This window comes from Streptomyces sp. NPDC001492, from assembly GCF_053597275.1.
This window is the reverse complement of record NZ_JBSFHW010000052.1, coordinates 1-13,244: the sequence shown is the minus strand read 5'-3', so window position 1 is coordinate 13,244 and position 13,244 is coordinate 1. Positions and strand designations below refer to the sequence as shown.

At 71.6% G+C, this 13,244-nt stretch carries 11 protein-coding genes and 1 pseudogene; 8 read left to right on the top strand and 4 right to left on the bottom strand.

Annotation, left to right across the window (positions count from 1 at the left end):
- Positions 1-50 precede the first annotated feature (50 nt).
- The 8 genes from xylB to exaC all read left to right on the top strand — a co-directional run bounded on the left by xylB (position 51) and on the right by exaC (position 10,153).
- Positions 51-1,493: a xylulokinase gene (gene xylB / locus ACWC1K_RS42290; RefSeq protein ID WP_450838657.1), complete on the top strand. Its 1,443-nt coding sequence runs from the start codon at positions 51-53 to the stop codon at positions 1,491-1,493.
- 10 nt (positions 1,494-1,503) lie between these two features.
- Positions 1,504-2,712, top strand: a complete 1,209-nt coding sequence (locus ACWC1K_RS42285; RefSeq protein ID WP_450838656.1) for an ROK family protein — start codon at positions 1,504-1,506, stop codon at positions 2,710-2,712.
- A gap of 157 nt (positions 2,713-2,869) precedes the next feature.
- Entirely contained in the window at positions 2,870-3,412 is a 543-nt protein-coding gene (locus ACWC1K_RS42280) for an FABP family protein (protein WP_450838655.1), read from the top strand.
- Positions 3,413-3,596: 184 nt separating this feature from the next.
- Positions 3,597-5,087 carry an APC family permease gene (locus ACWC1K_RS42275; protein ID WP_450838653.1) on the top strand — a complete coding sequence of 497 codons (1,491 nt, stop codon included), beginning with the start codon at positions 3,597-3,599 and terminating at the stop codon, positions 5,085-5,087.
- Positions 5,084-6,097, top strand: coding sequence for an acetamidase/formamidase family protein (locus ACWC1K_RS42270; protein WP_450838651.1), 1,014 nt, complete (start codon positions 5,084-5,086; stop codon positions 6,095-6,097). Before ACWC1K_RS42275 ends, ACWC1K_RS42270 begins: the two co-directional genes overlap by 4 nt.
- A 31-nt stretch (positions 6,098-6,128) precedes the next feature.
- Complete coding sequence (locus ACWC1K_RS42265; protein ID WP_450838649.1) at positions 6,129-6,728, top strand: N-acetylmuramoyl-L-alanine amidase; 600 nt, start codon at positions 6,129-6,131, stop codon at positions 6,726-6,728.
- Positions 6,729-6,838: 110 nt separating this feature from the next.
- Positions 6,839-8,170: a GAF domain-containing protein gene (locus ACWC1K_RS42260; RefSeq protein WP_450838648.1), complete on the top strand. Its 1,332-nt coding sequence runs from the start codon at positions 6,839-6,841 to the stop codon at positions 8,168-8,170.
- Between the two features lie 459 nt (positions 8,171-8,629).
- Entirely contained in the window at positions 8,630-10,153 is a 1,524-nt protein-coding gene (gene exaC, locus ACWC1K_RS42255; RefSeq protein ID WP_450838646.1) for an acetaldehyde dehydrogenase ExaC, read from the top strand.
- 71 nt (positions 10,154-10,224) lie between these two features.
- Here exaC and ACWC1K_RS42250 read toward each other — a convergent pair whose 3' ends face one another.
- The 4 genes and pseudogenes from ACWC1K_RS42250 to ACWC1K_RS42235 form a co-directional block, all read right to left on the bottom strand.
- Positions 10,225-10,947, bottom strand: a complete 723-nt coding sequence (locus ACWC1K_RS42250) for a hypothetical protein (protein WP_450838644.1) — start codon at positions 10,945-10,947, stop codon at positions 10,225-10,227.
- A 127-nt stretch (positions 10,948-11,074) separates the two neighbouring features.
- The gene (locus tag ACWC1K_RS42245) at positions 11,075-11,872 is read right to left on the bottom strand and encodes a FadR/GntR family transcriptional regulator (protein WP_450838642.1); all 798 of its coding nucleotides are present in this window, start codon (positions 11,870-11,872) and stop codon (positions 11,075-11,077) included.
- Between the two features lie 284 nt (positions 11,873-12,156).
- Positions 12,157-12,879, bottom strand: a complete 723-nt coding sequence (locus ACWC1K_RS42240) for a FadR/GntR family transcriptional regulator (protein WP_450838640.1) — start codon at positions 12,877-12,879, stop codon at positions 12,157-12,159.
- Positions 12,870-13,244 (bottom strand): annotated as a pseudogene (locus tag ACWC1K_RS42235) (aldo/keto reductase); the annotation flags it as partial. The gene ACWC1K_RS42240 and the pseudogene ACWC1K_RS42235, both read right to left, overlap by 10 nt.

Sequence of the window (13,244 nt, the reverse complement as noted above, 5' to 3'; positions counted from 1 at the left end):
CTCGAATCAGCAGGTCAGAGCCGCAGAGCCGCGGAAAAAGGGAGAGCCCGATGTCAGCAGCCGAGGGTCCGCTCGTCGTCGGCGTGGACACGTCCACCCAGTCCACCAAGGCGCTCGTCGTCGACGCGGCCACCGGTCAGGTCGTGGCGAGCGGTCAGGCACCGCACACCGTCTCCTCCGGGGCCGGCCGCGAGAGCGACCCGCGCCAGTGGTGGGACGCCCTGTGCCAGGCGCTCGACCAGTGCGGCGACGCGGCGCACGAGGCCGCCGCCGTCTCGATCGGCGGGCAGCAGCACGGCCTGGTCACACTGGACGAACGGGGCGAGCCGGTGCGCCCGGCGCTGCTCTGGAACGATGTGCGCTCGGCGCCGCAGGCCCGCCGCCTGGTCGAGGAGCTGGGCGGCCCGAAGGCCTGGGCGGAGCGCACCGGCAGCGTGCCCGGCCCGTCCTTCACGGTCACCAAATGGGCCTGGCTGGCCGAGAACGAGCCGGAGGCGGTCCGCGCGACGAGGGCGGTGCGCCTGCCCCACGACTACCTCACCGAGCGGCTGACCGGGCAGGGCACGACCGACCGCGGCGATGTCTCCGGCACCGGCTGGTGGGCTTCGGGCACGGAGTCCTACGACGAGGAGACCCTCGCGCACGTGGGGCTCGATCCCGCACTGCTGCCCCGGGTGGTGCGGCCCGGCGAGGTGGCCGGCACCGTGCGCGACAGCCACGACCTGCCGTTCTCCAAGGGCACCCTGGTCGCTCCGGGGACAGGTGACAACGCCGCCGCGGCGCTCGGCCTCGGGCTGCGCCCCGGCACCCCGGTGCTCAGTCTGGGCACGTCGGGCACGGTGTACGCGGTCTCCAAGCGGCGCCCGGCCGACCCGACCGGCACGGTGGCGGGCTTCGCCGACGCCCACGGCGACTGGCTGCCGCTGGCCTGCACCCTGAACTGCACGCTCGCCGTGGACCGCGTGGCAGCGCTGCTGGGCCTGGACCGCGAGGCCGTCGAGCCGACCACCGCCGTCACGCTGCTGCCCTACCTGGACGGCGAGCGCACCCCGAACCTGCCCGGCGCCTCCGGTCTGCTGCACGGGCTGCGGCACGACACCACCGGCGGCCAGCTCCTGCAGGCCGCCTACGACGGGGCCGTGCACTCCCTGCTCGGCGCGCTGGACCTGGTCCTCGACGAGGACGCGGACCGTTCGGTCCCGCTGCTGCTGATCGGTGGCGGCGCCCGGGGCACGGCCTGGCAGCAGACCGTGCGCCGTCTGTCGGGCCGCCCGGTCCAGGTGCCCCAGGCCAAGGAGCTGGTCGCGCTGGGCGCCGCGGCGCAGGCGGCGGGCCTGCTGACCGGGGAGGATCCGGCCGCGGTCGCCCGGCGCTGGAACACCGCCGCGGGCCCGGTGCTTGAGGCCGTGGACCGGGACGAGGCGACGCTGGCGAGGATCGCCGGGGTACTCTCCGACGCGGCCCCGCTGCTGGAGCGGAGCACCGACAGCTGAGGACGGGGGCATGACCGCACCGCTGCACGAGGCCCACCCGACCGGCCCGGGTCGGGTGCTGCCCGACACCCAGCAGGGCATGCGCCGCCGCAATCTGGCCCGGGTGATGCACACGGTCAGCGCCGAGGGACCGCTCTCCCGTGCCGCCGTGGCCTCGCGCATCGGCCTGACCCGGGCCGCGGTGTCGACCCTCGTCGACGAGCTGATACGCACCGGACTGCTGGAGGAGCTGGGCCCCGAGCGGCCCGCACGGGTGGGCCGTCCCGGCTCGGCGCTCGCCGTCAGCGGGCACGGCCCCGCCGGCATCGGCGCCGAGATCGGCGTGGACCACCTCGCGGTCTGTGCGGTCGACCTGCGCGGACAGGTACGCGCGCGTGCCGTGCGGCACGGCGCCAACCGCGGCCGCCTGCCCGGGCCGGTGATCGAGGAACTCACCGGGCTGGTACGTCGGGTGGTCGCCGAGGCGGAGCGCGAGGGGCTGTGGCCCGCCGGCCTCGCGGTGGCGGTGCCGGGCCTGGTGGCGCGTGACGCCCGCACCGTCGTACGCGCCCCGAACCTCGATTGGCACGACACCGACATCGGGGCGCTGCTGCCCTCCGATATCCCGCTGGCCGTCGACAACGAGGCCAACTTCGGTGCGCTCGCCGAACTCTGGCTCGGCGAGCGCACCCCGCACGACTTCCTGCACGTGTCGGCGGAGATCGGTATCGGCGCGGCGGTCGTCGTGGCCGGGGGTCTGCTGCGCGGAACGCGTGGTTTCGCCGGCGAGTTGGGGCATGTGCCGGTGCAGCCGGAGGGGCCCGCGTGCCCATGTGGCGGGCGCGGCTGTCTGGAGCAGTACGCCGGTGAGGAGGCGGTGCTGCGTGCGGCGGGCCTGGAGCCGGGAGAGGACCGGGTCGGGCTGCTGGCGGGCCGTGCCGCGGAGGGTGACGAGGCCGTACGGGGCGCACTGCGGGATGCGGGCAGGGCGCTCGGCATCGCGCTGACCGGGGCGGTCAACCTGCTGGACCCCGAGAGCGTGGTGCTGGGCGGCGCACTGGCCGGGCTTGCGCCCTGGCTGCTGCCGTCGCTGGAGGCCGAGTTGGACCGGCGCACCGCGGGCCCGGCCTGCCCGGTGTCCGTGTCGCGGCTCGGCCCGGAGGGGCCGCTTCTCGGGGCGGCGCACTCGGTGGTGCGAGCGGTTCTGGACGACCCCGCGGCGGTGGCCGAACGGGCCTGATCGCGGCACGCGCACCGGTAGCCGCACCGGCCTGACCGCGGCACACGCACCGGTGGCCGAATGGATCTGATCCCGGCACCCGCGCTGTTGTTCCCGATGAGCACCCTGCGCCCGCCTAGGCTTTCCCCGGCACCGGCACGATCCGAGGAGCGCAACCGTGTTCGACCCCGCAGCGGAGCACCCGTACCCCGACAGCCACCGGCCGGCTGCACCGCCCGCACCGCACCCCCTGCTCGCGCCCGTACTCGGTCTGCTGGGCACCTGGCGGGGACGGGGCGAGGGCGGCTACCCGACACTCGACGCGGACTTCGCGTACGGGCAGGAGGTCGTCTTCAGTCATGACGGACGCCCCTTCCTCCGCTACGAGGCCCGAGCCTGGCTGCTCGATGCCGACGGCGCGCCGCTGCGTCCTGCGGCCCGGGAGAGCGGCTGGTGGCGGCTTCAGCCCGAGGGCCGGGTGGAGGCGCTGATCACCCAGCCCACGGGGATTGCGGAGATCGCCGTCGGTCAGGCGGGCGGGGGCACGGTGGACCTCTCCACCCACAACGTGGCCCTCACCCCCACCGCCAAGGAGGTCACCGCCACCCGCCGCCGCTACACCCTCGCCGACGAGGACGCCCTCACCTTCGCCTTCGACCTCGCGGCGGTCGGCCGGCCGTTGCAGCACCACCTCTCGGCAAGCCTGCGGCGTACGCAATAGGTCGCATCCAGCCGTGCGGCTTCACCCTTGCGGGTGACCGGGTTTTCCACATTTCCGCCGTCGTCCACCGAAGCGCACTGCGCCCTTCTGCCCAACTCGCAAGCGCCGTACCGTGATTCACGCGAGGCACTCCCGCGGGGTCGGGTGGTGTCGGGCAAGTCGGCGTGGATTGAGGGGGATTCACATGTCGGGGGATGTGGCGGCGGACGCGGGTCTCAGGCGCGACGCGATCGGGCTGCGCGAGGTGCTGTTCCAGAGCATCACGGCCATGGCGCCGGCCGCAGCCGTCGCCGCGTCGATTCCGTCGGGTGCGGCCTTCGCCGGCGGGAGTCTGCCGCTCGCCGTGCTGATCGCGCTGGTGGCCTGTCTGTTCACGGCGTCCTGCGTGGCCGAGCTGGCGCGTGAGCTGCCGGCGGCGGGCTCGGTGTCGACGTACGCGGCGCAGGGACTGCATCCGGCGGTCGGCTTCCTCGTCGGCTGGGGCTATGTGTTCGTGGAGGCGCTGGTACCGCCGCTGTTGCTCCTGCAACTCGGCTTCACCACGGCGGGCACACTGCACCAGGAGTGGTCCTCGTATCCGGCGGACCTGTGGTGGCCGTGGGCGCTCGCGGGTGCGGCGATCATCGCGGCCGCGGGGTATTTCGGGGTGCGTGCCTCGGCCCGCTTCGGCACCGTCCTGGGCGTCTTCGAGGTCCTGGTCTTCCTGGTGTTCGCCGTCTGGCTGATCGGCAAGGCGGGAGCGGCCAACACCCTTACGGTGTTCGGCACTTCGCACACGGCCGGGGGCTACCAGGGATTCAGCGGGGTCTTCGCCGGGTCGGTGTACACGGTGCTGGCCTTCGCCGGGTTCGAGGCCGCGGCTCCGCTCGCCGAGGAGACGCGCAACCCGCGCCGCACGATGCACCGGGCGGTGCTCGGCGCGGCGCTCGGGATCGGCCTGTTCTACGTGGTCACCACCTACGCCATGACGGTGTACTTCGGGCCGGACCGGTTCGCGAAGTTCGGGGCCTCCGGCGCCGCTTCCTGGGAGGGCGTGGCACGGACGTCGTTCGGCCTGTTCTGGGTGCTGGTGTTCCTGGCCGTGGTGAACTCGACGATCGCCAACGCCAACGCGTGCGCCAACGTCTCCACCCGAACGGCCTTCGCCCTGGCCCGTGTCCGCGTCCTGCCGCGTCTCTTCACCGCCCTTCACCCCAGATACCGCTCGCCCGTCGCCGGGATCGCCGTGCAGACCGTCGTGGCGGTCGGTGCCGTGCTGGGGCTCGGGTTCGGCTACGACCCGGTGACGGCCTTCCTGCTGCTCGCCACGGTGATCGTCACGGTCGTGATCGGCGTCTACATCGTCGTCAACCTCGCCTGCGCCGGCTATTTCCTGCGCCGCAGACGGGAGTTGCTCAAACCGGTACGGCATCTGCTGCTGCCGCTGGTCGGCATCGTCGCTTTCGTGCCCGCGCTGCTGACCGCGGCCGGCCTGCCCGTGTTCGACTTCGTCACCGAGCTGACGGCCCCGGTGTCCTATGCAGGACCGATCGTCGCCGTGTGGATGGCTGCCGGCGTCCTGGTGCTGCTGGTGCTGATGCGGCGGCATCCCGAGCGGATATCCGAGACCGCCCGCGTCCACCTCGACGACCCCTCCCCCGCCGATCCTGCGCAGAACGGAGCAGCACGCCCATGAGCGACCCCCGCATCCTGACCGTCCGGCCCCGGCCGGGCGAGTACGCCTGGACGTTCGGCGGCGCACCGCCCGTGGCACGCATCGCGCCTGGCACGGTCCTCGACCTGTACACGGAGGACTGCTTCGCCGGGCGGGTGCGCTCCGAGAAGGACCTGGTGTCCGAGGTGTGCGAGTTTCCCTTCCTCAATCCGCAGACCGGACCGTTCCACGTCGAAGGGGCGCAGCCGGGTGACACCGTCGCCGTGCACTTCGTGTCCGTCGAACCGGCCCGCGACTGGGCCGCTTCGACCACGGTCCCGCTGTTCGGTGCGCTCACCTCCACGCACACCACGGCCACACTCCAGCCGCCGCTGCCGGAGACCGTGTGGATCTGGCAGCTCGACCGCTCCCGGCGCACGGCGCTGTTCCGGGCGCACGACAGTGACATCGAGGCCGAGCTGCCCATGGACCCGATGCACGGCACCGTGGGCGTGGCCCCCGCCAATCTCGAGGTCCGTTCGGCCCTGGTGCCCGACGCGCACGGCGGCAACATGGACACGCCCGAGATGCGGGCCGGCGTGACCTGCTACCTCGGGGTGAACGTGGAGGGCGCGCTGCTCAGCCTCGGCGACGGGCATGCACGGCAGGGCGAGGGCGAGACCTGCGGGGTCGCCGTCGAGTGCGCGATGAACACCGTGGTGATCGTGGAACTGCTCAAGGGGCTCGCGACGCCCTGGCCGCGCATCGAGTCGGACACGCACATCATCTCGACGGGCTCGGCCCGCCCGCTGGAGGACGCCTTCCGGATATCGCAGCTCGACCTGGTGCAGTGGCTGGTGCGCGACTACGGCTTCAGTGAGCTGGACGCCTACCAGTTCGCGACCCAGGCGGTCGAGTCACCGCTGGCCAATGTGTGCGACACCAACTACACCTGCGTGGCCAAGATCCGCAAACAGTGGCTGCCCGCGCGCGAGACTCATCGCGGCGTGCACGCACAGCTGCGCGAGATCGCGACGACTTTGCGGGGCTGAGCCTCCCCCACGGACCGAAAGGCACGGCTTCATGGAACGGGCAGGACCCAGTACATCCAGACGGCGGTTCCTGAAGAGTGCCGCCCTCGCCGCAGTCCCGTACGCGTCGCTTCACGACGTGCGGGCCGGGGCGCAGGACCAGACCGTCGACTACCCGGGCGCGGAGTGGCGGCCGGCGAGCAGGTCCAACTACACGGCGTCGGACCGCCCCGCGACCTATCCCCTCGACTGCGTGATCATCCATGTCACACAGGAGACGTACGCCAAGGCGCTCACCATCTTCCGGAACCCGGAGAAGAAGGTGACCGCGCACTACCTGGTGCGCTCGGCGGACGGGCATGTGGCGCAGTGCGTGCGGGAGGCCGACATCGCCTGGCACGCGGGCGACTGGAACTACAACACGCGCAGCATCGGTATCGAACACGAGGGCTGGGTGGACCGGCCCGCATTCTTCACCGACGCCCTGTACGGACAGTCGGCCAGACTCACCGCGGCGATCTGCGCCAAGTACGGCATCCCGAAGGACCGGGACCACATCATCGGGCACTACGAGGTGCCGGGGACGGACCACACCGACCCCGGGCCCCACTGGGACTGGACGCGCTACATGAAGCTCGTCGGCCTCGGCTGACCGCCGCGGGAGACGACCGGCCCCGACGGAGGGACCGTTGGCCCGGTGGGCGGGCCGTCATTCGGGTGGCCTGGTCGAAACGGTTGTCGGCGCGGGCACCGGGAGTGACGATGTCCTCAGCCGCAACACCTTTCGGGGAGGCCGAGTTGACCGATCCGTGGGTGGCCCTGGAGCCGGGGGCCGACCCTGCCGAGCATGCGCGGATGCTGCGTCGCGCGCACGAGACGTTCACCGAGGCGGGCACGGTGACGCGTCCGGTGCGTGCGGTGGTGGCCGAGTCGTGGCGGCGCTCCGCCCGGGCCGGGGTGGGGCCCGACGGCACGGCGAGCGTGGAACTGGCGGACGGAGACCTCGGCGCCTACCGGGCCGAGCATCCGCTGGCGCGGGTGATGCCGCTGTTCCGTGAGCTGATGGGCACGTTCGCGGCCGACGGGGAGCACCTGCTCGCGGTGTGCGACGCCAACGGCAGGCTGCTGTGGGTCGAGGGCCACCCGGCCACCCGGCGGGACGCGGGGCGGATGAACTTCGTTCCGGGCGCCCGCTGGGCGGAGACGGCGATGGGCACCAACGCGCCGGGGACCGCGGTCGCCGTCGACCGGCCGGTTCAGGTCTTCGCGGCCGAGCACTTCATCCGGCAGGTACAGCCCTGGACGTGTGCGGCGGCTCCGGTGCACGATCCGCGCACCGGGCGGGTGCTCGGCGCCGTGGACATCACCGGCGGTAACGGTCTCGCGCATCCGCACAGCCTGGGCTTCGTGCAGGCGGTCGCGCGCGCCGCCGAGTCCCAGCTGGCGCTGCTCACCCCGGAGCGGCCCGCCGTCGACGTGCCCGAGCTGACGGCGCTCGGCCGGGACGAGGCGCACCTTCTCACCGGCGGGCGCAGGATCAGGCTCAGCCGCCGGCACAGCGAGATCCTCGTCCTGCTGGCCCGTCATCCGGAGGGGCTGACCGGAGACGAGCTGCTGTGCGCACTGTATGAGGACGAGTCGGTGACGCCGGTGACGCTCCGCGCCGAACTGGCCCGGCTGCGCAGGCTCCTGGGCCCGGGGCTGCTGGCCTCGCGGCCGTACCGGCTGACCGTGCCCGTCGAGTGCGACGTGGCCGTCGTCGAGCGGCGTCTGGAGACCGGTGCGGTCACGGCGGCCGCGACGGCGTACGCGGGTCCGCTGCTGCCCGGCTCCCAGGCCCCGGCGGTGGTGCGGCTCAGGCACCGGCTCGCCGACGCCCTGCGCACGGCGCTGGTCGCCCGCCGCGACCCCGACCTGCTGGCCGACTGGGCGCACGCACCGTGGGGCGAGGACGACCTCGACGTGTGGCGGGCTCTCGCCACGGTCCGGCCGACGGCGACGGTCCGGGCCCGACTGGCCGCGCTGGAGGGCGAGTTGACGGCACCGATCGGCGGAGAACCACGCCGCCGCAGCGCTGCCGGCGTACGACGCTGACCGCCCGCCCCGACGGCCACCCGAGGCCGCCTCGGCACGCCCGGAGAACGAGCCGGACACACCGAGCGCCGAGGAACCACGCCGCGGCAGCACTACCGGCCCCGGCGCTGACCACCCAGCCCCGCGCCGCCAACCACCCGGGCCCGGCTCACCACACTGGAGAGCCGGCCCGCCCCACCCGCCGCCCGACCCCGTACCACCCTCCACCGAGGAACCACGGCGAACGAAGCGCTCCCAACCACCGGCGCGGACCACCCGCCCCGCCAACCGCTCGGGCCGCCTGAGCACGACGGACGACGGGCGACGAGCCGGCCACACCGGCCGCCAGGGAGCCGGCATCGGCGTAGCCCGGCGTGGATCCCCCGGTGCTCGCGGCAACGTAGTTGCAACGTCGCCGTCCCTAGCCTCCCGACGGGAGCTGCCCAACGGCGGGCAGCGCTTCGAAGGAGGCAGACCAGCATGACCCGTTACGCGGCGCCCGGCACCGAGGGCGCGATCGTCTCCTATCAGGCGCGCTATGACCACTTCCTCGGGGGCGAGTACGTGCCGCCGGCCCGCGGGCAGTACTTCGAGAACCCGTCGCCGGTGAACGGACAGCCGTTCACGGAGATCGCGCGCGGCACGGCGGAGGACGTGGAGCGGGCGCTGGACGCCGCGCACGCGGCCGCCCCCGGATGGGGCCGCACGTCGGTGACCGAACGCTCAAGCATCCTGCTGAAGATCGCCGACCGGATGGAGGCGAACCTCGAGAAACTGGCGGTCGCCGAGAGCTGGGAGAACGGCAAGCCGGTGCGTGAGACGCTGGCCGCCGACATCCCCCTCGCCATCGACCACTTCCGCTACTTCGCGGGCGCGATCCGTGCGCAGGAGGGCTCGCTCGGCGAGGTCGACGACGACACCGTGGCGTACCACTTCCACGAGCCGCTCGGCGTCGTCGCGCAGATCATCCCGTGGAACTTCCCGATCCTGATGGCGGTGTGGAAGCTCGCCCCGGCCCTCGCCGCGGGCAATGCGGTCGTCATCAAGCCCGCCGAGCAGACGCCGGCCTCGATCCACTACTGGATGAGCCTGATCGCGGACCTGCTGCCGCCGGGTGTGGTGAACATCGTCAACGGCTTCGGCGTGGAGGCGGGCAAGCCGCTCGCGTCCAGCCCGCGGGTGGCGAAGGTGGCGTTCACCGGTGAGACCACGACGGGGCGGCTGATCATGCAGTACGCCTCGGAGAACATCAAGCCGGTCACCCTGGAGCTCGGCGGCAAGTCGCCCAACATCTTCTTCGACGACGTCTGGGCGCACAACGACGAGTTCCGCGACAAGGCCCTTGAGGGCTTCACCATGTTCGCGCTCAACCAGGGCGAGGTGTGCACCTGCCCGTCCCGGGCGCTCGTGCAGCGCGGCAACTACGCCGAGTTCATCGAGGGGGCGGTCGCCCGCACCGAACTGATCAAGCCCGGGCACCCCCTCGACACCGACACGATGATCGGCGCCCAGGCCTCCAACGACCAGCTGGAGAAGATCCTCTCCTACCTCGACATCGGCCGCCAGGAAGGCGCCCGGGTCCTCACGGGCGGTGAACGCATCGAGTACGACGGCGAGTTGAAGGGCGGCTACTACGTCCAGCCCACCATCTTCGAGGGTGACAACCGCATGCGGATCTTCCAGGAGGAGATCTTCGGCCCGGTCGTCTCCGTGGCGTCCTTCGACGACTTCGACGACGCCATCAAGATCGCCAACGACACGCTGTACGGCCTCGGTGCGGGCGTGTGGACGCGGGACATCAACACCGCGTACCGGGCGGGCCGGGCGATCCAGGCGGGCCGCGTCTGGACGAACTGCTACCACGCCTATCCGGCGCACGCGGCCTTCGGCGGCTACAAGCAGTCCGGGATCGGGCGCGAGACGCACAAGATGATGCTGGAGCACTACCAGCAGACGAAGAACATTCTGGTTTCATACAGCCCAAAGAAACTTGGGTTCTTCTAGAGCCTGAAGTCGGTTGCCTGGAGGCGTCATTGCGCTCCAGGCAACCAGGCGCATGGGGGCGGACGCGCACCTCATCCGTGGTAGAGCACGCGGACGATGTACGCGTCGTCCGGTAGTGCGTCCAGGTAGTCGTTGAAGTAGCGGCGCCGCTCGGAGTTCGCGACGTCCAGCCAGCGGCCGTCCAGGGTCAGCAGGGCGTTGGAGGGGAGGGCTTCGTCGGCGGCTGCCCGTGCGTACGCTTCGACGTCACCGGTCAGGCGGGCAGCCGGGTCCCCGCCGATCAGCTCCCGGAGTTCGGGGCTGTCCCTGAGCGCCACAATGGCCGGCTGGGTGCGGTAGTCCTCCAGGAGCTGTGCCCGCGGGTAGCCCTCGGGGTCGGCGTAGTGCCTGGCCCAGAAATGGCTCGATGGCCGGGTCGGCGGGTAGGCGGCGGAGAAGTCCTGCCACGCTTCGAAGGCTCGGCGTGCTTCTGCGGCCGCCTGCGAACGCGGCGTTTCAAGGTCCAGCAGCGCGCGTGGCCCGCCGTCGCACAGTGAAGGCGGAACGTTGCGCGGCTCTCCGCTCACGGACTCGGCACCCCGGATGAGGCGCGGATCGTCCTCGTGCCCGGGGACGACCAGGAACTCGCAGCCCCGGCCGTCGATCTGCCAGTAGTCCCACCAGGTCTCGTCGTCCGGATCGCCGACTCCGTCGTCACGGTTGTAGTCGTACCGGGCCATGGCCGCGCCGATGGCCTCGACGACGTCCCCCGGGTCGCACGGCGGGACGCACACCGTCACTCGCTCTTTCGCCATTGCCCTTTCCTCGGCCTGTTCCCGACTCTCATGATCACATCATCGGCGATGGGTCACAGGAGACGAGCCTGCCGTCGCAGCCCCGCTGCCAGGGAGTCCCGTGAACTGCGTGGGTGGGGCGGGCCGGTTATCCGAACAGGCGGCGCTGGATCTCCCGCCGGTAGTCCTCCAGCGTTCGGTCGAGGTGTACGGCGGTGGCCTCGGCGGCCTCGTCGGGGCGACCGTCACGGATGGCGCGGTAGATCGCCTCGTGCTCCTCGACCGCGAGCTGCGTATCCGCGCTGAAGGTGTCGTGAATACCGATGGCACTGGACTGCCGCTGCAGACGCCGTGCGTCGCGCACGGCACTGACCAGGAACGTATTGTGCGACGCGGCCGCGACGGCCCCGTGGAAGTCCTCGTCCCCCTGGTTGAACACGTCCACCTGACCGTGCTCGAACCCGTGGCGGCACTGCTGCATGGCGACCTCGATGGTGCGCAGCTCGGCCGGCGTGGCACGAGTGGCCGCCAGGCTGCTCGCGGACATCTCCTGCACCCTGCGGAACTCGAACAGCATGAGGACGTGGTCGAGGTCGACGGGACGGAAGAACCCTCCCCACCGGCTGGTGATGAGCATCCCCTCGTCATCTGCGACGAACAGCCCGCGCCCCTTGTGGGCCCGCACCCGCCCCAGCGCGGAGAGGATCTTCACGGCCTCCCGCACCACCGCCCTGCTGGTGTTCAGCGTCTGGGCCAGGTCGTTCTCGGTGGGGAGCCGGTCGCCCGCCTCCAGACGTTCTTCGGCGATGAACTCGAGGATCTGCTCCGCCACGATCTCGTAGCCGGGGCGGTACTCACTCTGTTCACCCGCACCGTTCGCCGCCGGCGGCACGGCAGAAGCGGCCTGCTCCGGCAAGACCGTTTCGGTTGCGGGCGTGTCGTCCATCGGTTCTGCCTCCAGGGTGACTTCTGAGACCGCGACTGATCGCTGCCAAGCCAAGGGCATCATACCGCAGAGACATATGAGTCGTACTCATTCTGGAGAGTCGAACCCCTGACCTTGTCAACCAAAGAATCCGGCAAACCTCATTTGTGAGACCTCCCGCCTTTCATCGCCCGCGCACGCCATCAGTTCTCGGCAGGAAAGCCGCCCAATCGCCTGAGAGCGCACCTGATAAGGCGGCTAATTTTGCGGTCCTGGACACGATGCGGCGCCCTCGCCCGGCACCGTCACTTCCGTGCTGCCGTCCCGAAGAGGAGGGGCTCGCCCGAGCGCAGGTGTTCCCGCAGCCACTGCTCGGTGTTGCTCACGTGCAGCAGTGCCGCGGCCTGACTGAGGGCGGCGTCGCGGGTGGCCAGGGCGTTGAAGATCGCCTCGTGCTCGGCGAGGGTGCGGCCCGCGGCCTTGTCGTCGACCAGACCGCGCCAGATACGGGCGCGCAGGGTGCGGCCGGAGATCCCTTCCAGGAGGGTGAGGAGGGTCTCGTTGCCCGTGGCCGAGACGACGGCGCGGTGGAAGGCGGCGTCGTGCGCGTTGAGCTGTTCGACGTCGTCGCTGGCCTCGCGCATCGCGTCCAAGTGCTTCTTGACCTCGGCCAGTTGGGCATCGGAGATCCGGGTTGCGGCAAGGGCCGTGGCGAGCGGCTCGAGGAGCCGCCGTACCTCCATGAGGTCCTGCAGGGCCACCGAGTCGCCCTGCAGCAGTTCCACCGCACCACCGAGCCCCTCCAGGAGCAGGCTCGGCTGCAGGCTGGTCACATACGTGCCGTCGCCGCGCCGGACCTCCAGGACGCGGGCGACGGCCAGTGCCTTGACCGCTTCACGGGCGAGGTTGCGGGACAGCCCCAGCTGGGCGGCCAGGTCCGGCTCCGGGGGGAGCTTCGAGCCCGGCGGCAGCGCGCCGGTGCGGATCAGCTCCCGGATCTGCTCGATGGCCTTGTCCGTCAGAGACACCGCGCATCCCTCCCGCCACCGTGCCCCGCGAGCACGTCCGACCTGATCAGCCCCTGAGCGCGGAGATCGTCCCAGAGGGCGTCCGGGACGCGCTGATCATGGAGTTGCACGTTTCGTCCGACCTGTTCCGCAGTCCGCATGCCGAGGGTGACGTTGATGATACTGGGATGCGTGGAGGGGAAGGCGATGGCGGCGGCGGGCAGGCTGGTGCCGTGCGCCTCGCAGACGTCGGCGATCGCCTGGGCGCGGGCGATCAGAGCGGGTGGGGCCTCCTGGTAGTCGTACTTCATGCCCGCGGCGGGGCGGTCCTGGGAGAGCAGGCCGGAGTTGAAGACGCCGACGGCGACGACGCTCTTGCCGTGTTC

What these genes read in the sequence shown, in the direction of transcription:
- ACWC1K_RS42275 (WP_450838653.1), top strand. Translation starts at nt 3,597, where the DNA reads ATGTCGGGGGATGTGGCGGCGGACGCGGGTCTCAGGCGCGACGCGATC.
- xylB (WP_450838657.1), top strand. Translation starts at nt 51, where the DNA reads ATGTCAGCAGCCGAGGGTCCGCTCGTCGTCGGCGTGGACACGTCCACC.
- exaC (WP_450838646.1), top strand. Translation starts at nt 8,630, where the DNA reads ATGACCCGTTACGCGGCGCCCGGCACCGAGGGCGCGATCGTCTCCTAT.
- ACWC1K_RS42265 (WP_450838649.1), top strand. Translation starts at nt 6,129, where the DNA reads ATGGAACGGGCAGGACCCAGTACATCCAGACGGCGGTTCCTGAAGAGT.
- ACWC1K_RS42250 (WP_450838644.1), bottom strand. Translation starts at nt 10,947, where the DNA reads ATGGCGAAAGAGCGAGTGACGGTGTGCGTCCCGCCGTGCGACCCGGGG.
- ACWC1K_RS42245 (WP_450838642.1), bottom strand. Translation starts at nt 11,872, where the DNA reads ATGGACGACACGCCCGCAACCGAAACGGTCTTGCCGGAGCAGGCCGCT.
- ACWC1K_RS42285 (WP_450838656.1), top strand. Translation starts at nt 1,504, where the DNA reads ATGACCGCACCGCTGCACGAGGCCCACCCGACCGGCCCGGGTCGGGTG.
- ACWC1K_RS42260 (WP_450838648.1), top strand. Translation starts at nt 6,839, where the DNA reads ATGTCCTCAGCCGCAACACCTTTCGGGGAGGCCGAGTTGACCGATCCG.
- ACWC1K_RS42270 (WP_450838651.1), top strand. Translation starts at nt 5,084, where the DNA reads ATGAGCGACCCCCGCATCCTGACCGTCCGGCCCCGGCCGGGCGAGTAC.